Below are 21,334 nucleotides of genomic sequence, written 5' to 3' on the forward strand. Positions count from 1 at the left end.
CAATTACTTGGTAATGGAACTGCGCTATAGGGATTCCGGGGAAGTGGCCCGCGCGCACCAGCAGGGCCAAGAGGGGATTCCGGGTCACCAATAGCCATGACATCCATCACGACTTCGGCGATCGACACGCCTCTGCGGCGCTCGGTTGAACGGACTTGCGACGATCTCGCCATGCTGGTGCTGGCTGCGGTCGCCGTCATTGCTGGCTTGACCTTCCGCGACTACGGGCTCGGCTGGGACGACTACACCCACGCCGAATATGCCGACCTGCTGCTGCGCATGTTCGGTTCCGGCTTCAAGGACACCGCGGCACTCTCGTTCGCCAATCTCTACATGTATGGCGGCGGCTTCGACATGGTCGCGGCCCTCCTGCACAAGGTGATTCCGCTCGAGCTGTTCGAGACGCGCCGTCTGGTCGGCGCCGTCGTCGGCGTGGTCGGACTTGCGGTGACGTGGCGGCTCGGCCGCCGTATCGGGGGCCCCCTTGCGGGACTTGCCTCACTCTTGCTGCTCGCGCTCTGCCCGATCTTCTACGGCCACATGTTCATGAACCCGAAGGATGCGCCCTTCGCGGTGGCCATGATCATCCTGATGCTGGGCCTCGTCCGGCTCGCCGAGGAATATCCGCAGCCTTCGCCGCGCACGATCTTGATCGTCGGCCTTGGTGCCGGCCTCTCGCTTGGCACCCGCATCCTGGGCGGACTTGCGCTGGTCTATGCCGTGATCGGCTTCATGCCGCTGTTCCTGGAGGAACTGCGCAGCGAGGGCCTGCGCGAGTCGATCCGACGCTTCGCCTATGTCGTCTACGTGCTCCTGCCTGGCCTCGTGCTCGGCTACCTCGTGATGGGGCTGATCTGGCCGTGGTCGATCATGGAGCCCGGCAATCCCTTCGAGGCGCTGACCTACTTCTCGCACTTCTTCGAGAAACCCTGGAAGGAGATGTTCGACGGCGCGATCGTATCCGTGCCCGACATGCCCTGGTCCTACCTGCCGACGCTGTTCGCACTTCAGTTGCCCGAGGTGATGCTGGTGCTGATGTTCGGCGCCGTCATCGGCACCTTCGCACTGCTGCCGCGTCGCGAGGTTCCCGCCCGCCGCAAAACCATCCTGCTGATGCTCACGCTCGCAGCGACGCTGCCGCTGGTGATCGCGATGGTGAAGCGGCCGGCGCTGTACAACGGCATCCGCCATTTCGTCTTCGTGATCCCGCCGATGGCGGTGCTCGGCGGCGTCGCCTTTGGCTGGGCCATGGAGCGCCTGCGCGCCAATCACCGCACCTGGCAGCCGGTCGTGCTCGCCACCTTCTGCTTTGGCCTTGCGCTCTCGCTCGCCGAGATGATCCGGCTGCATCCCTATCAATACACCCACTTCAACCACATCGCCGGCACCGTGCGCGGCGCCGACGACCGCTTCATGCTGGATTATTGGGGTCTCGCGCTGAAGCAGGCCTCGGACGAATTGCGCGAGCAGCTGGTCGAACGCCAGGAAGTGCCGCCGCGTAACCGCAAGTGGAAAGTCGCCGTGTGCGGTCCGCAGCGTCCCGCCCAGGTCGCGCTCGGCCCCGACTTCACCATCGGTTGGGATTCCAATGCCGCCGATTTCGCCATGACGCTCGGTGAATTCTACTGCAAGGGCCTCACCGCGCCCGTGCTGGTCGAGATCAAGCGCGACGACGTGGTGTTCGCCCGCGTCTACGACATCCGCGGCAGCAGCATTTCCAGCCTGCTCTCGATCCCTGCGCCGTAAGATTCTTCTCTCCCGAGCCGGAGTGCCGTAGCCCGGATGGAGCGAAGCGAAATCCAGGGACCGGTCCCGCATTCCGCTTCGCTCCATGCGGGCTACGCTGGACTGCCGCGCTTTCAGCGCCTTGCCGCCAGCTACCACCGAGACTACCCTCCCTCCCCGCAACAACGATGTTCGGAGAGATCAGCCATGTCGCCAGCGGAAGCGCGCCTGAAGGAAGTGCCGTCGAACATGACGGAGGCCGAGTGGCAGCAACGGGTCAATCTCGCCGCCTGCTATCGCCTCGTTTCACTCTACGGCTGGGACGATTTGGTCGACACCCACATCTCCGCGCGCGTGCCCGGCCCCGACCATCATTTCCTCATCAACCCCTACGGGCTGATGTTCGACGAGATCACGGCGTCGAGCCTCGTCAAGGTCGATCTACACGGCAACCAGCTCTCCGAGAGCGAGTACAGCATCAACCCCGCCGGCTTCACCATCCACTCGGCGATCCACGAGGTGCGCGAGGACGCGATGTGCGTGCTTCATCTCCACACCCTCGACGGCACCGCGGTCTCGAGCAGCGCCGAAGGCCTGCTGCCGCTGAACCAGACCGCCCAGCTCGTCACCCACGACCTCGCCTATCACGACTATGAAGGCATCGCGCTCGACCACGACGAGCGGCCGCGGCTGCAGAAGGACCTCGGCGACCACAACCACATGCTGCTGCGCAACCACGGCACGATGACGGTCGGCCGCTCGGTCGCCTCGGCCTTCGAGCGCATGTACCACCTCGAGCGCGCCTGCTCGATGCAGGTGCGTACACGCGCGCTGGGCACGCCGGTGTATCCGGTCGACGATGTCGCGATCGACAAGAACACCGAGCTGCTCGCCAACCGCGACCGTGCCGAATTACGCGCGACCAACCTCGTGTGGCCGCCGCTGTTGCGCAAGCTCGACCGCGAGCTTCCGGGATACCGGTCTTGAGATTTTCCGGATTTGGTGTAGGGTAGCGGTCAACGAACCTCTACGCCTTTTGGAATGAAACGCCGCCCAATTCCGGGCGGCGTTTTTATTTGGTGCGCTTCGTAGGGTGGGTTAGCGAAGCGTAACCCACCATGCTTCCGTGATCGCGGGAAGAAGTTGGTGGGTTACGCCCAGCGACTGCGCTTCGCGCAGCCGCGGGGCTAACCCACCCTACGCAGTCACTTCACCTCGGCCAGCGCCGCGAGGATGCGCGCCCAGGAACGGATGCCTTTCTGGAAGCTGCGGAGGTCGTACTTCTCGTTCGGCGAGTGGATGTTGTCGTCGTCGAGGCCGAAACCGACGAGCAGCGAGTCGAGCCCCAGCGTACGCTTGAAGTCCGCAACGATCGGGATCGAGGCGCCCGATCCCATCAGCACGGTCTCCTTGCCCCATTCCTCGGTCAGCGCGGTCTTGGCCGCGGCGAGCGGCTTCATGTTCCAGTCGAGCGCAATCGCAGGCCCGGCAGAGTGGTCGCCGAACTCGACCTTGCAGTCTCCCGGAATGCGCGCCGTCACGTACGCACGGAACGCCTTGCGGATCTTTTGCGGATCCTGCCCTTCGACCAATCGGAATGACACCTTGGCCGATGCGTGCGACGGGATCACCGTCTTCGAGCCCTCACCGATATAACCGCCCCAGATGCCGTTGACATCACAGGTCGGACGCGTGGAAGCCTGCTCGACGAGGAGCCTGCCCTTCTCGCCGGCCGGTATCGATAGCCCAACAGGCTTGAGGAACGTGTCCGGCGTGAAGTCGAGCTTCTTCCACTGCGCGAGAATGTCCGGCGGCGTATCCTTCACCCCGTCATAGAAGCCGGGGATGGTGATACGGTTGTCATCGTCGAACAGCCCGCCGAGAATCTTGGTCAGCACCCGGATCGGGTTCATCGCGCTGCCGCCGAACACGCCGGAATGCAGGTCGCGATTGGCCGCGGTGATCTTGAGCTCCTCGTAGAGCAGGCCGCGCAGCGAGGTCGTGATCGCCGGCGTGTCGCGGTCCCACATGCCGGTGTCGCAGACCAGGACATAGTCCGCCTTAAACTCGTCCTTGTTGGCTTCGATGAAGGGCACGAAGTTCTTCGAGCCGACTTCTTCCTCGCCTTCGATCAGGAACGTGACGTCGATCGGCAGCGATCCCGTCACCTTCTTCCAGGCGCGGCAGGCCTCGACGAAGGTCATGACCTGGCCCTTGTCGTCCTCGGCGCCGCGCGCCACGATGATCTTACGGCCGTCGGCATGGTCGGTCACAACGGGCTCGAACGGCGGACGGTGCCAGAGCTCGAGCGGATCGACCGGCTGCACATCATAGTGGCCGTAGAACAGCACATGCGGCCGGCCGCCCGCGACGCTCTTGCCGACGACCGCGGGATGGCCGGCGGTCGACCTCACTTCAGTCGCAACGCCGAGGCTCGCGATGTCCCTGGCAAGATGCTCGGCCGCTGCCTTGCAATCGGCCGCGAAGGCCGGATCAGCGGAGATCGACTTGATCTGCAACAGCGAGAACAGGCGCTCCAGGCTGTTGTCGAACTCCTTGTCGATGTGGTCGAGCACGGATTGAAGCTGCGCATTTGCCATTGGTCGTATTCCCTGCGTTCGAATCCCAAGACGTCGGGGCTCAAGATGTCTTCTCAAGAACTATCGGCTTTTAGCGCTGCCGCGGCGTCGGGGCCAGCCGCAACCGGCGGATGCCGGATGTGCCATGCGAGACTAGCTGCGAGGATCGCCGTGGCGACGAGGTTATTGCCCCAGGCCTGAAAGACATTGGGAAACCACGGCAGCGCCAGCAGCATGAGGATGCCGGCGGCGCCAAGAGCGAGCCAGGTTCCCAGGCGCACGTTGGCCCGCTCGTCGAAGGCGGCACGATGCATCAGCACCGTCATCGGGAAGAACAGCCACATGAAGTAGTATTGCCGCGCCAGGGGCGACGCCACCGTCATCAGGCAGAACAGGATGCCGAGCTCCTCGGCGTCCGAGCGCGCCGTACGCAGCGCTTGCCGTGGCATGACCGCGACGAAGCCTAGGCCGAGCAACGCCGACAGCGCCAGCACGATCCAGTTCGCCGTCCTGTAATCGACGTCGATGACATTCATTGTGCGCGGCGGCTTGCTGGGGTCCTCCTGATTGTAGTTGATGGGCCGGACCAGCCGGTGCGTGACGGCAATGAGTGACTGGTTCACCCACGACCAGTTCTGCTCGTCGCGCTGGCCAAATCCTTTTTCCGAACTCGATCCGACCATGCCCTGATACCAGGTCTTGACCTCGGCGGCGTTGCGCTCGAAGCCGCGAATGGGGCCCGGCACGACATAGAGAAGTATGCCGGTGAAGGCGACTGTCGCGACGGCGGCTCCCCAGTTTCGCCGCCAGACCAGATAGGGCAGCACCGCAATTGGAAACACCTTGATGGCGGTGGCGAGCGCGAACATGAAGCCTGCGAGCCAGGAGCGCTGATGCTGCAAGCTCCAGAAGCCGTAGAGCATCATCGCCAGCAGGACGAGGTTCGGCTGGCCAAGATCGAACATGTCGAACACGAAAGTCACGGTGACGAGAGCGGGCAGCGCCTCCAGCCAAGGGCCGGGCCTGCGGCCCGAACCGGTCATGGCATTGGAGAGCATCCCGGTGTACCACCACGCCGCAATATTCAGGATCGACAGCACGCTGTAGAGCGCGATCTTGCCGAACCAGCTCGGGATCGCCAGCAGGATCGCCGGCAGCGGTGGGTAGATGAACTCGAAGTACTCACGGATGTCGCCGGGATAGAGCGGCCCACCCTTCAAGACTTGCTGCCCGGCCCAGTACCACAGGCCGTAGTCCTTGGTCTTGCCGTGACCGAAGATCTCGGGACCAAGGACGTCGGCAGCCAGGATGAAGCAGCAGAGCAGGAAGAGCAGGTCGAGCGGCGCACGTAGCGACAGGCTTCGGAATGCGCCGGGTCGGACGAAAGATTCAGGTGAGGTCACGGTGTGGTCCAGTCAGGGGCCATAGCACCTAGCAGACCGACGGACGCTTGGAGAGTCCTGATCACCTGAATTTGTGGTGTTCAGCCTCGCCCAGCGTGTGGGCAATCGCATCTCAACACCCGCGGAATCTCGTCATGCCCGTGCTTGTGCCCTGGCATCCACGTTCTTCGAACTGCAGGTGAGGCGTGGATTGCCGGGACAAGCCCGGCCACGACGCTGTGGAGGCTTTAGTGCCTCAAATCTAGCTTGACTGCCTACCTGCGCAGCAAGCCACCGAGCGCGCCGCGGACCAGCGTGCGGCCGATCGAGCCGCCAAGCTGGCCGGCGACCGACTTGCCGATGTTGGCGGCCATCCCCCCGATCACCTGATTGGTGACCGATCGGGTCATGTCACGCGCGATGACCTGGCCCGTGGAGAGGCGGCCGCGCTTGACGTTGGTGCCGAAGATGGTGCCGACCATAGAGCCGATCTGGCCGAGGATGCCGCCGCCTCCACCACCCGCCGAAGCATCCGCAGTGGCAGCCGTGCCGGCAATGCGCTTCTGGATCATCTCGTAGGCGGACTCTGCATCAACGGCGGTGTCGTATTTGCCCTTCACCGGGCTTGCATCCATGATCGCCTTGCGCTCCTCCGGCGTGATCGGTCCGATCCGGGCCGACGGCGGCCGGATCATCACCCGCTCGACCATCGCCGGCGTGCCGTTGCCTTCGAGAAAGGACACCAGCGCCTCGCCCTTGCCGAGCTCCATGATCACCTTGGCAGTGTCGAGCTTCGGGTTGGGCCGGAAGGTCTGGGCCGCGGCGGCGACCGCCTTCTGGTCGCGCGGGGTGAAGGCGCGCAACGCGTGCTGCACCCGGTTGCCCAATTGTCCGAGCACACGATCGGGTACGTCGACCGGGTTTTGCGTCACGAAATAAACGCCGACACCTTTCGAGCGGATCAGGCGCACCACCTGCTCGATCTTGTCCATCAGCGCCTTGGGCGCGTCGTTGAACAACAGATGCGCCTCGTCGAAAAAGAAGACCAGCTTCGGCTTGGGCAGATCACCGGCCTCGGGCAGCTCCTCGAACAGCTCCGACAGCATCCACAGCAGGAATGTCGCGTAAAGCCGTGGGCTCTGCAGCAGCTTGTCGGCGACGAGGATGTTGACCATGCCGCGGCCGTCACGGTCAGTCTTCATGAAGTCTTTCAGCGTCAGCGCCGGCTCGCCGAAGAATTTGGTGGCGCCCTGGTTCTCCAGCACCAGGAGCTGGCGCTGGATGGTGCCGACCGTGGCCTTGGTGACGTTGCCAAAACCCTGCGCCGCCTTCTTGATCTCGGCAAGCGGACTCTCCTCGGCATCCGCCCCCTTCTTGCCGGCATCGGGCACGATGGCATCGAGCAGCGCGCGCAGATCCTTCATGTCGATCAGCGTCAGCCCATTGTCGTCGGCGACGCGGAAGGCGACGTTGAGCACGCCTTCCTGCACGTCGTTCAGGTCGAGCATACGTGCGAGCAGCAGCGGGCCCATTTCCGTGACGGTCGCCCGCACCGGGTGGCCCTGCTCGCCGAAGACGTCCCAGAACACCGTCGAGAACTGGTCGGGCTGGAACGTCAGCCCCATCTCGGTGGCGCGCTTGACGATGAAGTCCGCGGGCACGCCAACCTCGGAGATGCCGGAGAGGTCGCCCTTGATGTCGGCCGCGAACACCGGAACACCGGCGCGCGCAAATCCTTCCGCCATGACTTGCAGCGAGACCGTCTTGCCGGTTCCGGTTGCACCCGTGACGAGGCCGTGGCGATTGGCGAACGCCAGCGTCAGCCATGCCTGCTCGTTTCCTTTACCGACGAAGATCTTGTCGTCGGTATCGCCGAGCTTGCTGTCCTGTGCGGTCATTATTCCCTGATCTCTCTGCCGTGTTTCGCATATCGAAACTCGAATGCACCAGTTCCGTAGTTTAACGCATGTCGTGCGCTGATTGAAACCATTCAACGCGCTCCGGGCATCGACATCGCCGGAAATGTGCGGGTGACATCCGCCGAAAGTAGGAACGACGCGTTCGCATCGCGGCATTTCTTTGCCGATTTCATCTCCGCTCTTGCATCACTGCAACACTTCTCGCGCGTTCGAGAATGAATCGGAACGTTGATGGCGTTCATCGCTTGTATTTCACATCACACCGGCTCAAGATCATTTTCGAAAGCAATACTCCGGCATGTGAACCGGCTGAGGGGCGGCCATATGGACGAGCTAATCGGGCGGCTGGCGACAAACGCCAGCATAGATAGTGCTGTCGCCGAAAAGACCGTCGGCATTATCCTGGGCTTCCTCCGCAACGAGGGTCCTTCCGACAGCGTCCAGGTACTGATCGACCAGATTCCAGGTGCAGAAGCGGCAATCGAGGCGTCCCGCAGCGGCGGGGGACTGTCGCGGCTGATGGGCGGCGGCCTGATGGCGGTCGGCACGCGCCTGATGGGCCTCGGACTTGGCATGTCCGAGATTCAGAACATCGCCCGTGAACTTTTTCGCTTCGGCCGAGACAAAATCGGAGCGGATCAGATGGGCAAGATCATCGCGGGGACCCCGGGCCTCAGCCAGTTCGCCTGACGCCTGCGCATTTCACATCGAGTATCATGACATATCCGATCTCCGAGATTGAGGGCCTGTCGGCCTTTGCCGCCAACAAGTTGAAGGCGCAGGGTATCCGCACCACCGACGCGCTGCTCGAGGCGGCCTCGACCGTGAAGGGCCGCAAAGCGCTCTCCGCCAAGACCGGCATCAGCGAGCAGTTGCTGCTGGAATGGGCGAACGTCTCCGACTACATGCGCATCCCCGGCATGGGCCGGGCCAAGGTCGGCCTGGTCCGCGCCGCCGGCGTCACCACCGTGCGCGAGCTCGCCTACCGAAATCCGGCAAGGCTTGCCCAGAGCATGCGGGACGCCAACGAAAAGAAAAAGCTGCTCCGCATCCTGCCCTCGGAGAAGTCGGTCGGCGACATCATCGCCAAGGCGAAAAAGCTGCCGCCGAAGATTTCGTATTGATCTAGGGACAAGTCTGGGCAGATAGAGCACCGCTCCTTCCCGGTCATTGCGAGCGCAGCGAAGCAATCCAGAGTCTCTCCGCAGCGGCAGCCTGGATTGCTTCGCTGCGCTCGCAATGACGGAGTGTGGGCAAGAGCATCGCGCCCTCACGGGACCCGGAGCACATTGGGCAACTGGATCGCCCCCCAATCCCGCCTTGAATCCCCCCTCCCCGACCGCTAAAGCGGGCCGCATGAATGCCTCGCCCTCCCCATCCGTCCCGGCGGCCGGTTCAGTCGGGCCTGACGTGCTGCGGACGCTACTGGAGCGGCCGATCCCGGCGGTGATGGGCGTGCTCAACGTCACCCCGGATTCATTCTCCGACGGCGGCGAATTCATCGCGCCCGAGCAGGCACTCGCGCGGGCACGGGCGATGATCGAGGCCGGGGTCGACATCATCGATATCGGTGCCGAATCCACCCGGCCCTACAAGGGCGCCCGGCCGGTCACGGCGGAAGACGAGCTGGCACGGCTGAGCCCGGTGCTGTCGGACATCGTGGCGCTCGGCGTGCCCGTCTCGATCGACAGCATGAAGGCGGAGGTGGTGGCCTTCGCGCTCACCCAGGGCGTAGTGATCGCCAACGACGTCTGGGGCCTGCAGCGCGATGCCGGCATGGCGCCGATAGTGGCCGCGAGGAGCGTCCCCGTCATTGTCATGCACAACCGCGACAGCGTCGATCCCGCCATCGACATCATTGCCGACATGAAGGCGTTCTTTCAGCGCTCGCTGAATATCGCGGCACAAGCCGGCATCGCCCGCGACAAGATCGTGCTCGATCCCGGCATCGGCTTCGGCAAGACGGCCGAACAGAGCATGATTGCGCTGGCGCGGCTTCGCGAGCTCGACATGTTCGGCCTGCCGATCCTCGTTGGTGCCTCGCGAAAACGCTTCATCGCCTCGGTGTCGCCGTCGGAGCCGACAGAGCGGCTCGCCGGCTCGATCGCGGCGCATCTGATCGCTGCACAGCGCGGCGCGAAAATCATCCGGACCCATGACGTCGCCGAGACCTTGCAGGCCCTGCGAGTGGCGCACGCAATCGAGAGCAAGCCATGACCGATACGATCTTCGTGAGCGGCCTGTCGATCCATGCCCGCCACGGCGTGATGGAGCACGAGACCGAGGTCGGCCAGCGCTTCGTCATCGACCTCGAGCTCTATACCGACCTGTCGGAGCCTTCGCGCTCTGACCGGCTTTCCGATACTGTGTCCTACGCCGACGTCGTGGCGACTACTACGGCAGCCTTCAAGAACACCAATTACAAGCTGCTGGAGCGCGCGGCCGGCGCGGTGGCCGACGCCATCCTGTCGCACTTCCCGCGCATCCGTGCGGTCAAGATCACCGTGCACAAGCCGCATGCGCCGATCGCCGCGATCTTCGACGACGTCGGCGTCATGCTGACGCGCTCGCGGCACCCCTGACATGGCAAGCGTCCTGATCGCGCTCGGCGGCAATGTCGGAGATGTCCGCGCGACGTTCCAGAAGGCGATCGCCCATATCTGCGGTATGGCGCAAGCCGCGATGATCGCCCGCTCGTCGGACTATGCGACGCCGCCCTGGGGCGACGAGGACCAGGATCCCTTCATCAACGCCTGCGTCGAGATCGAGACCGATCTCGATCCGCACGCGCTGCTGTTCGTGATGCAGAAGGTCGAGCAGAAATTCGGCCGCACGCGCGACAAGGAGCGGCGTTGGGGGCCGCGTACGCTCGATCTCGACATGATCGCGTATGACGATGTGTCGTTTCAGAAGCCCGATCTGACCCTGCCGCATCCGCGCCTGTTCGAGCGCGCCTTTGTGCTGGTGCCGCTGGCCGAGATCGCGCCCGACCGCGTGATCGCCGGCATTCGTGTGCGCGATGGGCTAGCCAGCGTCTCGACGCAAGGCATTGAGCGGCTTCCGGATACCGGTTAATCAAAAACAACCGTTTGCAGGGACGGCCGGCCGTGGCAATTTCGACTGCGAACAACAAGATTTTCGGGAGCCCCTCGCCGCATGACCTCCACGACTGACGACCTGCCGCTGGCGGCGGATTTTCCCAAGGCCACCGTCGAAGACTGGCGCAAGCTGGTCGATGGCGTGCTGAAGGGCGCGCCGTTCGAGAAGCTGGTCGCCAAGACCTATGACGGAATCAAGATCGATCCGCTCTATCCGCGCGCCAAAGGCGTTGCGCCCGTCGTGGGGCGGCCGGCGGCAGCGCCCTGGCAGATCATGCAGCGGATCGACCATCCCGATGCAAGTGCGGCGAATGCGCAGGCACTGACCGATCTGGAAAATGGCGCGACAGGGCTTGCGCTGGTGTTCGCCGGCGGCAATGCCGCTCACGGTTTCGGGCTGGAACCGACCGCAGACGCAGTCGCAAAGATCTTGAGGGATATCCATCTCGATGCCGGCATCGGGCTGGAGCTCGAGATCGGTCCGCAATCGCGGATGGCGGCGATCCACGTCGCGGAATATGTGAAGAGCAACGGCATCGATCCCGCGGCCTGCGACATCCGCTTCGGGCTCGACCCGCTCGCGGCCGGCGCCGTGTGGGGCCATAGCCCGTATACTTGGGATGAGATCGTCCCGGCCATCACCGACGGCATCAAGGGCCTCGCCGCGCTCGGCTTCAAGGGGCCGTTCGCATCGGCCGACGGACGCGTGATCCACGATGCCGGTGGCTCGGAGGTGCAGGAGCTCGCCTTCGTGCTCGCCTGCGGCACCGCCTATTTGCGCGCGATCGAAGGCGCCGGCGTTCCGCTGGAGCAGGCGCAAGGTATGGTCTATGCGCGGCTTGCCGCGGATGCAGATCAGTTTCTCACCATGGCAAAATTTCGCGCCTTGCGGCTGCTGTGGGCGCGTATCGAGACGGCGTGCGGGCTCACGCCAAAACCGCTGTTCATCGCCGCCGACACCGCCTGGCGCATGCTGACGCAGCGCGATCCCTATGTGAACATGCTGCGCGCGACCATGGCGACCTTTGCGGCCGGCCTTGCCGGCTCCAACGCGATCACCGTGCTGCCGCATACGCTGGCGCTCGGCCTGCCCGATCCGTTCGCGCGGCGCGCGGCGCGCAATACGCAGCTTGTGCTGCTGGAAGAGAGCAACCTCGCCAAGGTCAGCGATCCCGCGGCGGGCGCAGGCGGCATCGAAACGCTGACGGGCCAGCTCTGCGACGCAGCCTGGGCGCTATTCCAGGAGAGCGAGAAAGCCGGCGGCGCCTTCGCTGCGCTTCAGCAAGGCCTGTTCCAGAGCAAGGTGGCGGCCGCGCGAAAAACCCGTGACGCCAACATCGCAAAACGCCGCGACGTGCTGACCGGCGCCAGCGAGTTTCCGAACCTGCACGAGAACGAGACTGCGGTGCTGAAGGCGACGCCGATCGCGCTGGCGCCTTATGGCGAGCAAAAATACAAGTTCGACGCGCTGCCGCCGATCCGGCTGGCGGAACCGTTCGAGGCGCTGCGGGACAAATCCGATGCGGCCTTGAAGGCACACGGCGCGCGGCCGAAAGTGTTCTTGGCCAATCTCGGCACGCCCGCCGATTTCACGGCGCGCGCGACCTTCGCCAAAAGCCTGTTCGAGACCGGCGGCATCCAGGCCGTCGACAGCGAGGGCTTCGCCGATCCGGCCCAGTTAGTTGCAGCCTTCAAGGCCTCGGGCGCCGGGCTCGCCTGTCTTTGTTCCAGCGACAAGGTCTATGCGGAACACGCCGAAGCGGCGGCACAGGCCCTGCAAACCGCCGGGGCCCGACTTATCTATCTGGCAGGCCGCCCGACCGATGCCGAGGCGGCGCTGCGTGCAGCCGGCGTCACCGGTTTTGTCTTCGCCGGGGGCGACGCGCTTGCGACATTGCAAGACGCCTATCGACAGATGGAGCAGGCATGACCGAAGCCAGCAAACCAGTTTTCACCGGCGGCTGCCAATGCGGGGCAGTGCGCTTTGGAGTCACGACGGCGCCGAACAGGGTTTCGATCTGCCACTGCCGGATGTGCCAGAAGGCCAGCGGCGCACCGTTCGCCTCGTTTGCCGACATCAACAAGACGGACTTCGCCTGGACCAAGGGGCAGCCGTCGTTCTTCCGCTCCTCCTCCATCGCCGAGCGCGGCTTTTGCGCCGCCTGCGGCACGCCGCTGAGCTTTGGCCGCATCGACGGCGACCGCATCGAGATCATGACCGGCGCGTTCGACCGCCCCGACCACGTGGTGCCGACGCGACAGTTCGGCTCCGAGTCCCGTCTCGGCTGGGTGGTCGGGATCGCCAATCTGCCGAGCCAGACCACGCAGCAGAATTACGGACCGGAAAAGATGGCGACCATCGTCAGCCATCAGCATCCGGATCATGATTGAGGCGCCGCCATGTTTCAGCTGCTCGGACAAACGTTGCTCGGTCTGGCAGAATGGAAAATTGGAAAGCTGTTCGCGCGGCTGCTTGGGACGGGACCGGCCAAATTACTCAGAGCCGCTTGGACGATCCCGTCTACAAGAAAAATGTGCAAGAACTGATTGAGCGCAATCGCAGGTTTGAGGATTCCGAGGAATGACCCGCATTCCCAATTTCGCCGATGTCGCCTTCGAGCGAGCCGCCACCGGCGCCCCGACCGGCAGCGCCGAGCCGTGGCTGACGCCCGAGGGCATTCTGGTGAAGCCCGCTTATAGTGAGGCCGATCTGGCCGGACTCGACTTCCTCGAGACCTATCCGGGCATCGCGCCTTATCTGCGCGGCCCCTACCCGACCATGTATGTCAACCAGCCCTGGACCGTGCGGCAATATGCCGGCTTCTCCACGGCGGAGGACTCCAACGCGTTCTACCGCCGCAATCTCGCGGCGGGACAGAAGGGCCTTTCGGTCGCTTTCGACCTCGCCACTCATCGCGGCTATGACAGCGACCATCCACGCGTCGGCGGCGACGTCGGCATGGCCGGCGTTGCCATCGATTCCATCTACGACATGCGCACGCTGTTTGCGGGGATTCCGCTCGACCAGATGAGCGTGTCCATGACCATGAACGGCGCTGTGCTGCCGATCCTCGCGCTCTACGTTGCGGCCGCCGAGGAACAGGGCGTGCCGCCGGAGAAGCTCTCAGGGACCATTCAGAACGACATTCTGAAAGAGTTCATGGTGCGCAACACCTACATCTATCCGCCCGCGCCTTCGATGCGGATCATCTCGGACATTTTTGCGTATACCTCGCAAAAAATGCCGAAATACAATTCGATCTCGATCTCCGGCTATCACATGCAGGAGGCAGGGGCGACGCAGGACCTCGAGCTCGCCTATACGCTGGCCGATGGCGTCGAATATCTTCGCGCCGGACTTGCGGCGGGCCTCGATGTCGACCGCTTCGCGCCGCGCCTGTCGTTCTTCTGGGCGACCGGGATGAACTTCTTCATGGAAGTGGCCAAGATGCGCGCGGCGCGGCTGCTCTGGGCGAAGCTGCTAAAGCCCTTCAATCCGAAGGATCCGCGCTCGCTGTCACTGCGCACGCACTGCCAGACATCCGGCTGGTCGCTGACCGCGCAGGACGTCTTCAACAACGTGATGCGCACGACTGTGGAAGCGATGGCGGCGACGCAGGGTCACACCCAGTCGCTGCACACCAACGCGCTCGACGAGGCGCTGGCGCTGCCGACCGATTTCTCCGCGCGTATCGCCCGCAACACCCAGCTCTTTCTGCAGCAGGAGAGCGGCACCACCCGCATCATCGACCCCTGGGGCGGCTCGTATTATGTCGAGCGTCTCACCCGCGACCTCGCCGCAAAGGCCTGGAGCCACATCCAGGAGGTCGAGGAGCTCGGGGGCATGGCCAAGGCGATCGAGGCCGGCCTACCAAAGCTGCGCATCGAGGAAGCCTCGGCCAAGACCCAGGCCCGCATCGATGCCGGCAAGCAGGCGGTGATCGGCGTCAACAAATACAAGCCGACCGACGAAGCTCCAATCGATATCCTCAAGGTCGACAATACCAATGTCCGCCGGCTCCAGATCGACAAGCTGACGCGGCTGAAGTCCGAACGCAACCAGAAGGACGTCGAGGCCGCGCTCGCCGCGCTGACGCGCTCGGCCGGCGAAGGCAACGGCAATCTGTTGGCGCTCGCCATCGACGCTGCGCGCGCGAAGGCAACCGTCGGCGAGATCTCGGACGCGATGGAGAAGGTGTTCGGCCGGCACCGCGCCGAGATCAAATCCATTACCGGCGTCTACAAGCGGGAGGCGTCCAGCATGGGCAACCGGGTCGAGAAGGTTCAGGCGCTGATCGACGCCTTCGAGGAGGCCGAAGGCCGCCGTCCGCGCATCCTGGTCGCAAAAATCGGTCAGGACGGTCACGACCGCGGCCAGAAGGTGATCGCGTCGGCCTTCGCCGATATCGGCTTCGACGTCGATATCGGGCCGCTGTTCGCGACTGCCGACGAAGCCGCGCGGCAAGCTGTCGAGAACGACGTCCACATCCTCGGCGTCTCCTCGCTCGCCGCCGCCCATCTCACCGCCGTGCCGGAGCTGAAGGCAGCGCTGAAGAAGCAGGGCCGCGATGACATCATGATCATCGTCGGCGGCGTAGTGCCGCCACAGGATTACGACGCGCTCTACGCGGCAGGCGCCGAAGCGATCTTCCCGCCGGGCACGGTGATCGCGGACGCGGCCGAGGAGCTGATCCGCAAGCTGAACGCCCGGCTCGGGCATAGCGAGGCGGCGGAGTAGGTCGCCATCGATCCTCGAAAGGACAGTGCGTGATATTTTCCGCGCCAGCGTTGATGCGCGCGCTAACTTTGGTCGCAGCCTGCAGCGCGTTGTTGGCGACCGCCCATGCTGCCGACCCCAAGCCCGACGCGGTCATCAAGACCAAGAGCATCGAGGCCCGCGTCTTCCTCGACGACAAGATCAAGTTCGATGCAGCGCTGGCGGCCGACTGCCTGGCGGAAGGCAAGAAGTGGATCGACAAGAACGCGGCAGAAGCCGCCGCCTCGCGCAAAGAGGATCCGCAGTTCTTCAGGGACGGCGGCTGGGACTTTGAGCGCAAATATACGATCCGGTCCGTCGTCGCTGACCGCTATGTCAGCATTCTCCGCAACGACTACATGGACACCCGCGGCGCCCATCCCAACTCCGACGTGAACACGATCCTGTGGAACAAGGCCGAGAACAAGCGCATCTCCATCCGCCCGTTCTTCACCGAGACCGCCGACAACGGCCCGGTCATGAAGGCAATGATGAAGGCGGTGATCGCCTCATTGAAAATCGAGAAGAAGAAGCGCGGCGCCGGCGAGACCGCGACCGACGAATGGTTCAAGAGCGTGGAGCCGAGCCTGCTCAAGATCGGCGCGGTGACGCTCGCGCCGTCAACCGACGCGGGCAAGAGTTCCGGGCTCACGTTCCACTACCCGCCCTATGCGGTCGGTCCCTACGCCGAGGGCGAATATGTCGCGTTCGTGCCGTGGGAAACGCTGAAGCCTTATCTCAGCGCGGAAGGCACCCGTATCTTCGGCGGCGCGCGGCCGAAGAGCGACGCGGACGAACCGCAGTGATCGTGTTTTGAGCAGCGACTAGCTCACTCACCGCTGGTAGCGCTACCTTGCGGCCGCGCTGCAAAGCCGACTAGAATGTCACCATTGACAAGAGCGCCCGAAATCATGGGCGCCGCTGGGAGGCTTTCATGTCCAAGATTACGCGCCGCACCTTTGCGGCTTCATCTGCCGCAGTCGCGGCATCCGCCGCATTCGGCCTCACACCCGCGCGTGCGCAAGCCTACCCGGCGCGGCCCGTCACCGTCATCGTGCCCTGGGGCGCGGGTGGCGGCACTGATGCGACTGCGCGCATTGTCGCAGCGCTGCTGGAGAAGGATCTCGGCCAGCCCTTCAACGTGGTCAATCGCACCGGCGGCTCCGGCGTCGTCGGCCATACCGCGATCGCGACCGCGCAGCCCGATGGCTACACCATCGGCATGCTCACGGTCGAAATCTCGATGATGCACTGGCAGGGGCTGACCGAACTGGCGCCCAAGAGCTACACCCCGCTGGCGCTAATGAACGAAGACCCCCCGGGCATCCAGGTCTCCTCCTCCTCGCCTTACAAGACGGTGAAGGAACTCGCCGAAGCCATCAAGGCGGCCCCTCCCGGCAAGTTCAAGGCTTCCGGCACCGGCCAAGGGGGCATTTGGCACCTCGCGCTGGTCGGCTGGATGCAGGCAATGGGCCTGCCCGCCAACCAGGTCGCCTGGGTGCCGTCGAACGGCGCCGCACCCGCGATGCAGGATCTCGCCGCCGGCGGCCTCGACCTCACCACCTGCTCGGTGCCGGAAGCCCGCGCCATCATCGAGGCCGGCAAGGCCAGGAGCCTTGCCATCATGGCGCCGGCCCGCAATCCGATCTTCAAGGACGTGCCGACGCTTAAGGAGGCGATGGGCATCGACTACGCGACCGGCGCCTGGCGCGGCATCGCCGGGCCGAAGAACCTGCCGCCGGAGATCGCAACGAAGCTCACCGCGGCGCTGCAGAAGGTCTACGACTCTGCCGAGTTCAAGGACTTCATGGGCAATCGCGGATTCGGCACCGTGTGGGGCGATGCCGGCCAGTTCGCAAGCTTCATGGACAAGGGCGACGCCCAAATGGGCGAAGCGATGAAGGCGGCGGGTTTGAGCAAGGCGTGATTTTGTCACCTCTCCCCGCTTGCGGGGAGAGGTCGAATTGAGCGCAGCGCAAATTCGGGTGAGGGGGAGTCTCCGCGAGTCCAGCTTTCACCGCGTTCGTGGACGCAGCCCCTCACCCCAGCCCTCTCCCCGCAAGAATGGGGCGAGGGAGAAGAAATCTCATAGGATTCTCCCATGCGCCTTCCCGACTCCGTCACGGGATCGTTTCTCGTCGCGCTCGGCACAGCAGCCGCCTATGGCGGCTGGCTGCTGCCGCCAGTGCCCGGGCAGCCGGTCGGCCCCAACATATTTCCGCTCGTGATCGGCATCGGACTTGCGCTGTGCGGGCTCGCAATCGTGTTCGGTATCGGTCACACCTTCGAGGAGACGGAAGAGCTGATCCCGCTCGAGGATGGCCAGGCAGCGGCTGCCCCACCGCCGCAAGGAAAGGTCTACGGCCTGCGCGCGCTGCTGCCGCCGGCGCTGCTGCTGTTCTACGTAGTGGCGGCCGACCGGCTCGGCTTCATCATCACCGCGGCGATCATGGTCTACGTCACCTCGACGGCGTTGGGGGCGAAGTGGAAGCTGGCGCTGCCGCTCGCAGCGCTGGCGCCCTTCGCCATCCACCTGATCTTCGGCAAGCTGCTGCGCGTGCCGCTTCCCGCCGGCCTGTTGCCGACGCCCTGGTGATCCCCATGATGAAAACCCTGATCGAAGCGTTCGCACTGATCTCCACCTGGGAGGTCATCATCGCGATGTTCGCAGCCTCCGTGTACGGGCTCGTGATCGGCTCGCTACCGGGCCTGTCGGCGACGATGGCAACCGCCCTGCTCGTCCCCGTCACCTTCTACCTCTCGCCGATCGCGGCGATTGCGACCATCGTGGCTGCGTCCTCGATGGCGATCTTCTCCGGCGACATTCCCGGTGCGCTGCTGCGCATCCCGGGAACGCCCGCCTCCGCCGCCTATGCGGACGAGGCTTACGCCATGACACGCAAGGGGCAGGCCGAGCTTGCGCTCGGGGCCGGCGTGTGGTTCTCGGCCGTCGGCGGCATTGCCGGCGTGCTGTCGCTGATGATCCTGGCGCCGCCGCTGGCCGAGATCGCGCTGTCGTTCTCGACCTTCGAGTATTTCTGGCTAGCGCTGCTCGGCCTGATGTGCGCGACGCTGGTGGCGCGCTCCTCGCCGGTGAAGGCGATCGCCGGCATGTTCCTCGGCCTGCTGGTCTCCTGCATCGGCATCGAAAATCCCGGCGGCGTGCCGCGCTTCACCTTCGGCCTCACCGATCTGTTCGGCGGCATCGAGCCGATCCCCGCGCTGGTCGGCGTGTTCGCGGTGGCCCAGGTGATGCGCGCGATGCTGACGCCCGAGCCGCCGCCGCTGCCGCGGCGCAAATTCGGAAGCATCATGGCCGGCCAGTGGAAGCTGACCAAGAAATACCATTGGCAGATGACGCGCGGAAACATCGTCGGCATCATCATCGGCGTGCTGCCCGGCGCCGGCGCCGACATGGCCGCCTGGGTGTCCTATGCGATGTCGAAGCGCTTCTCCAAGGAACCGGAGAAATTCGGCACCGGCCATGTCGAGGGCCTGGTCGAGGCCGGCGCCAGCAACAATGCCAGCATCGCCTCGGGCTGGGTGCCATCATTGCTGTTCGGCATCCCCGGCGACACCATCGCAGCGATCGCGATCGGCGTGCTCTACATGAAGGGGCTCAACCCCGGACCGACGCTGTTCACCGAGAAAGCGTCGAGCATGTACGCGATCTACCTGATGTTCATCATCGCGAACATTTTGATGATCCCGCTCGGCATCGCCATGATCCGGGTTGCCGCCTACATCCTGCTGGCACCGCGCGCCGCCATCATGCCAATCATCATGCTGTGCTGCGCGGTCGGCTCGTTCGCGATCGGCAACAACATGTTCGGCGTCGTCACCGTCGCCGCCTTCGGCGTGATCGGCTATGTCATGGAGGCGAACGGCTATCCCGTCGCCGCGATGGTGCTCGGCATCGTCATGGGCACCATGGTCGAGCAGGCTTTTGTCACGTCGCTGATCAAGTCGGACGGCAGCATTTTGCCGTTTTTCGAGCGCCCCGTGGCCGCGATCCTCGCCGCCATGGCGATCGGGGCGCTGCTGTGGCCGGTGATGGTCTGGGCGTGGCGGAAGCTGAAACCGGTGCGGACGGGGGTGGCGGCGACAGGCCGGTGATATCGGGCGGGCGGCCCTCGCCTGCTCCGCGCGGGCGTTGTAAAGCAGGGCATGGTTGAGAAAAAGCCTTCCCTGGACATCAAATCCCTCGCCCATGATCTCCGCGCCGGCAGCCGCGCGGCGCTCGCGCGCGCCATCACACTGGTCGAGAGCCGGCGCAGCGACCATCAGGCGCTGGCGCGCGAGCTGGTGCAGATGCTCTTGCCTGACACCGGCAGGGCGGTCCGCGTCGGCATCACCGGCTCGCCCGGCGTCGGCAAATCCACCACCATCGACGCGCTCGGCACCCATCTCATCGAGCACGGCCACAAGGTCGCGGTGCTCGCGGTCGATCCATCCTCGGCGCGCAGCGGCGGCTCGATCCTCGGCGACAAGACGCGGATGGCCCGGCTCTCGGCCTCCGACGACGCCTTCATCCGCCCCTCGCCGTCCTCCGGCACGCTCGGCGGCGTCGCCGCGAAAACGCGCGAGGCGATGCTGCTCTGCGAAGCCGCCGGCTTCGACGTTGTGCTGGTCGAGACCGTCGGCATCGGCCAGTCCGAGACGGCGGTCTGCGACATGACCGATTTCTTCCTGGCTCTGATGCTGCCGGGCGGCGGCGACGAGCTCCAGGGGATCAAGAAGGGTCTGGTCGAGCTCGCCGACATGATCGCGATCAACAAGGCCGACGGCGACAATCTCAAGCGCGCCAACATCACCGCCGCCGATTATCGCGGCGCGCTGCATATCCTGACGCCACGCTCCGAACATTGGCATCCGCCGGTCGAAACCTATTCGGCGCTGACCGGCGACGGCATCGCGAAGATCTGGCAAAAGGTCCTCGATCACCGCAAGGCGATGAATGCATCCGGCGACTTCGCCGCACGGCGCCGCCAGCAGCAGGTGAAATGGATGTGGTCGATGCTGGAGCAGCGCATGCTGGCGCGGTTGCGCAGCGAGGCGTCGGTGCGGACCAAGGTCCGGAAGATCGAGACTGAAGTGGCGGACGGCCATCTCACGCCGGCGCTCGCCGCCGAAAAGATCCTGGAGTTGCTGCAATGAGCGACAAGCTCCGCATTCTGCTCACCGGCTTCGGCCCGTTTCCCGGCGCGCCCTACAATCCGACCCAGCCGCTGGTCGCCCGGCTGGCGCAATTACGCCGTCCCGCACTCGACGATGCCGCGATCTCCAGCCACATCTTCCCGGTCACCTATGCTGCGGTGGACCGGCAATTGCCGGAGGTGCTCGCGAAAGAGAAGCCCGACGCTCTGCTGATGTTCGGCCTCGCCGCACGCACGCCCTATCTGCGCATCGAGAGCCGCGCGCGCAACGCCGTCACCATGCTGTGGCCCGATGCCGCAAACACCCGCTCGAGCAAACGCGGCATCGCCGGCCATGCGGACGCGATGATTTTCGGCCCGCACACCGCAAGGCTGCTGCGCGCCGCGCGCCTCACCGGCATCGACGCGCGCCCCTCGCGCGATGCTGGCGCCTATCTCTGCAACTACCTAAGCTGGCGCGCGATCGAAAACGTCAGGGCCGGCGGGCCGCAGCTTGCGGCGTTCATCCATATCCCCCTGCTCGCGCGCAGTGGCGCCGTGCGCCGCAAGGGCGCGCCGCGGATCACGCTCGAGGAACTGGTGGACGCCGGGGAAGCGATGCTGATGGAGATGGTACAGCTGGCACGGAAGGCGCGGAACACGACTGCGTAAACATTTAACCCTACCGCGAACAATCCTCACGCGACCAGCCGCCCTGCGCTACCAACCGCTGCGGACCC

19 protein-coding genes are annotated in these 21,334 nt (G+C 64.7%); 16 read left to right on the forward strand and 3 right to left on the reverse strand.

Going from position 1 to position 21,334, the window contains the following annotated elements:
* Window positions 1-96 precede the first annotated feature (96 nt).
* Window positions 97-1,746, forward strand: a complete 1,650-nt coding sequence (locus tag AC0L27_RS01340; protein ID WP_354206841.1) for a glycosyltransferase family 39 protein — start codon at window positions 97-99, stop codon at window positions 1,744-1,746.
* A 186-nt stretch (window positions 1,747-1,932) separates the two neighbouring features.
* The gene (locus tag AC0L27_RS01345; RefSeq protein WP_275167785.1) at window positions 1,933-2,712 is read left to right on the forward strand and encodes a class II aldolase/adducin family protein; all 780 of its coding nucleotides are present in this window, start codon (window positions 1,933-1,935) and stop codon (window positions 2,710-2,712) included.
* Window positions 2,713-2,930: 218 nt separating this feature from the next.
* On the opposite strand, the gene AC0L27_RS01350 is transcribed toward AC0L27_RS01345, so the two are convergent.
* The 3 genes from AC0L27_RS01350 to AC0L27_RS01360 all read right to left on the reverse strand — a co-directional run bounded on the left by AC0L27_RS01350 (window position 2,931) and on the right by AC0L27_RS01360 (window position 7,584).
* Complete coding sequence (locus tag AC0L27_RS01350) at window positions 2,931-4,325, reverse strand: M20/M25/M40 family metallo-hydrolase (protein ID WP_354206843.1); 1,395 nt, start codon at window positions 4,323-4,325, stop codon at window positions 2,931-2,933.
* Window positions 4,326-4,378: 53 nt separating this feature from the next.
* Window positions 4,379-5,707: a glycosyltransferase family 87 protein gene (locus AC0L27_RS01355; protein WP_354206845.1), complete on the reverse strand. Its 1,329-nt coding sequence runs from the start codon at window positions 5,705-5,707 to the stop codon at window positions 4,379-4,381.
* Window positions 5,708-5,961: 254 nt separating this feature from the next.
* Entirely contained in the window at window positions 5,962-7,584 is a 1,623-nt protein-coding gene (locus AC0L27_RS01360; protein WP_354206847.1) for a helicase HerA-like domain-containing protein, read from the reverse strand.
* A 345-nt stretch (window positions 7,585-7,929) separates the two neighbouring features.
* Here AC0L27_RS01360 and AC0L27_RS01365 point away from each other — a divergent pair, with 345 nt between their 5' ends.
* The 14 genes from AC0L27_RS01365 to AC0L27_RS01430 all read left to right on the forward strand — a co-directional run bounded on the left by AC0L27_RS01365 (window position 7,930) and on the right by AC0L27_RS01430 (window position 21,266).
* Window positions 7,930-8,295, forward strand: coding sequence for a DUF2267 domain-containing protein (locus AC0L27_RS01365; protein ID WP_247399217.1), 366 nt, complete (start codon window positions 7,930-7,932; stop codon window positions 8,293-8,295).
* Between the two features lie 26 nt (window positions 8,296-8,321).
* Window positions 8,322-8,729 carry a DUF4332 domain-containing protein gene (locus tag AC0L27_RS01370; protein ID WP_007608193.1) on the forward strand — a complete coding sequence of 136 codons (408 nt, stop codon included), beginning with the start codon at window positions 8,322-8,324 and terminating at the stop codon, window positions 8,727-8,729.
* Between the two features lie 232 nt (window positions 8,730-8,961).
* Window positions 8,962-9,822, forward strand: coding sequence for a dihydropteroate synthase (gene folP / locus AC0L27_RS01375; RefSeq protein WP_354206850.1), 861 nt, complete (start codon window positions 8,962-8,964; stop codon window positions 9,820-9,822).
* Window positions 9,819-10,187: a dihydroneopterin aldolase gene (folB, locus tag AC0L27_RS01380; protein ID WP_007608190.1), complete on the forward strand. Its 369-nt coding sequence runs from the start codon at window positions 9,819-9,821 to the stop codon at window positions 10,185-10,187. The genes folP and folB overlap by 4 nt, the downstream gene beginning before the upstream one ends.
* 1 nt (window position 10,188) lies before the next feature.
* Complete coding sequence (folK, locus tag AC0L27_RS01385) at window positions 10,189-10,680, forward strand: 2-amino-4-hydroxy-6-hydroxymethyldihydropteridine diphosphokinase (RefSeq protein WP_354206852.1); 492 nt, start codon at window positions 10,189-10,191, stop codon at window positions 10,678-10,680.
* An 81-nt stretch (window positions 10,681-10,761) separates the two neighbouring features.
* Entirely contained in the window at window positions 10,762-12,633 is a 1,872-nt protein-coding gene (locus tag AC0L27_RS01390; RefSeq protein WP_354206854.1) for a methylmalonyl-CoA mutase subunit beta, read from the forward strand.
* On the forward strand, window positions 12,630-13,094 hold the full coding sequence (locus AC0L27_RS01395) for a GFA family protein (RefSeq protein WP_275170656.1): 465 nt from the start codon (window positions 12,630-12,632) through the stop codon (window positions 13,092-13,094). Before AC0L27_RS01390 ends, AC0L27_RS01395 begins: the two co-directional genes overlap by 4 nt.
* Window positions 13,095-13,284: 190 nt before the next feature.
* A complete protein-coding gene (scpA, locus tag AC0L27_RS01400) occupies window positions 13,285-15,441 on the forward strand; it encodes a methylmalonyl-CoA mutase (protein ID WP_354206859.1) in 2,157 nt (718 codons plus the stop codon).
* A 53-nt stretch (window positions 15,442-15,494) separates the two neighbouring features.
* Window positions 15,495-16,265, forward strand: a complete 771-nt coding sequence (locus tag AC0L27_RS01405) for an RsiV family protein (protein ID WP_354207339.1) — start codon at window positions 15,495-15,497, stop codon at window positions 16,263-16,265.
* Window positions 16,266-16,393: 128 nt separating this feature from the next.
* Window positions 16,394-17,386, forward strand: a complete 993-nt coding sequence (locus AC0L27_RS01410) for a tripartite tricarboxylate transporter substrate binding protein (protein WP_354206861.1) — start codon at window positions 16,394-16,396, stop codon at window positions 17,384-17,386.
* A 174-nt stretch (window positions 17,387-17,560) separates the two neighbouring features.
* Window positions 17,561-18,055: a tripartite tricarboxylate transporter TctB family protein gene (locus tag AC0L27_RS01415; protein WP_354206863.1), complete on the forward strand. Its 495-nt coding sequence runs from the start codon at window positions 17,561-17,563 to the stop codon at window positions 18,053-18,055.
* A 5-nt stretch (window positions 18,056-18,060) separates the two neighbouring features.
* The gene (locus AC0L27_RS01420) at window positions 18,061-19,575 is read left to right on the forward strand and encodes a tripartite tricarboxylate transporter permease (protein ID WP_354206865.1); all 1,515 of its coding nucleotides are present in this window, start codon (window positions 18,061-18,063) and stop codon (window positions 19,573-19,575) included.
* Between the two features lie 51 nt (window positions 19,576-19,626).
* Window positions 19,627-20,616 (forward strand): methylmalonyl Co-A mutase-associated GTPase MeaB, encoded by a 990-nt coding sequence (gene meaB, locus AC0L27_RS01425; protein ID WP_354206867.1) that lies wholly within the window; start codon window positions 19,627-19,629, stop codon window positions 20,614-20,616.
* Window positions 20,613-21,266: a pyroglutamyl-peptidase I gene (locus tag AC0L27_RS01430; RefSeq protein ID WP_354206869.1), complete on the forward strand. Its 654-nt coding sequence runs from the start codon at window positions 20,613-20,615 to the stop codon at window positions 21,264-21,266. The genes meaB and AC0L27_RS01430 overlap by 4 nt, the downstream gene beginning before the upstream one ends.
* Window positions 21,267-21,334: the final 68 nt, after the last annotated feature.

The organism is Bradyrhizobium sp. Ken51, assembly GCF_055807435.1.

Coding starts and splice junctions, on each gene's coding strand:
- AC0L27_RS01340 (WP_354206841.1), top strand. CDS start 97: ATGACATCCATCACGACTTCGGCGATCGACACGCCTCTGCGGCGCTCG.
- AC0L27_RS01345 (WP_275167785.1), top strand. CDS start 1,933: ATGTCGCCAGCGGAAGCGCGCCTGAAGGAAGTGCCGTCGAACATGACG.
- AC0L27_RS01350 (WP_354206843.1), bottom strand. CDS start 4,325: ATGGCAAATGCGCAGCTTCAATCCGTGCTCGACCACATCGACAAGGAG.
- AC0L27_RS01360 (WP_354206847.1), bottom strand. CDS start 7,584: ATGACCGCACAGGACAGCAAGCTCGGCGATACCGACGACAAGATCTTC.
- AC0L27_RS01365 (WP_247399217.1), top strand. CDS start 7,930: ATGGACGAGCTAATCGGGCGGCTGGCGACAAACGCCAGCATAGATAGT.
- AC0L27_RS01370 (WP_007608193.1), top strand. CDS start 8,322: ATGACATATCCGATCTCCGAGATTGAGGGCCTGTCGGCCTTTGCCGCC.
- folP (WP_354206850.1), top strand. CDS start 8,962: ATGAATGCCTCGCCCTCCCCATCCGTCCCGGCGGCCGGTTCAGTCGGG.
- folB (WP_007608190.1), top strand. CDS start 9,819: ATGACCGATACGATCTTCGTGAGCGGCCTGTCGATCCATGCCCGCCAC.
- folK (WP_354206852.1), top strand. CDS start 10,189: ATGGCAAGCGTCCTGATCGCGCTCGGCGGCAATGTCGGAGATGTCCGC.
- AC0L27_RS01390 (WP_354206854.1), top strand. CDS start 10,762: ATGACCTCCACGACTGACGACCTGCCGCTGGCGGCGGATTTTCCCAAG.
- AC0L27_RS01395 (WP_275170656.1), top strand. CDS start 12,630: ATGACCGAAGCCAGCAAACCAGTTTTCACCGGCGGCTGCCAATGCGGG.
- scpA (WP_354206859.1), top strand. CDS start 13,285: ATGACCCGCATTCCCAATTTCGCCGATGTCGCCTTCGAGCGAGCCGCC.
- AC0L27_RS01405 (WP_354207339.1), top strand. CDS start 15,495: ATGCGCGCGCTAACTTTGGTCGCAGCCTGCAGCGCGTTGTTGGCGACC.
- AC0L27_RS01410 (WP_354206861.1), top strand. CDS start 16,394: ATGTCCAAGATTACGCGCCGCACCTTTGCGGCTTCATCTGCCGCAGTC.
- AC0L27_RS01415 (WP_354206863.1), top strand. CDS start 17,561: ATGCGCCTTCCCGACTCCGTCACGGGATCGTTTCTCGTCGCGCTCGGC.
- AC0L27_RS01420 (WP_354206865.1), top strand. CDS start 18,061: ATGATGAAAACCCTGATCGAAGCGTTCGCACTGATCTCCACCTGGGAG.
- meaB (WP_354206867.1), top strand. CDS start 19,627: ATGGTTGAGAAAAAGCCTTCCCTGGACATCAAATCCCTCGCCCATGAT.
- AC0L27_RS01430 (WP_354206869.1), top strand. CDS start 20,613: ATGAGCGACAAGCTCCGCATTCTGCTCACCGGCTTCGGCCCGTTTCCC.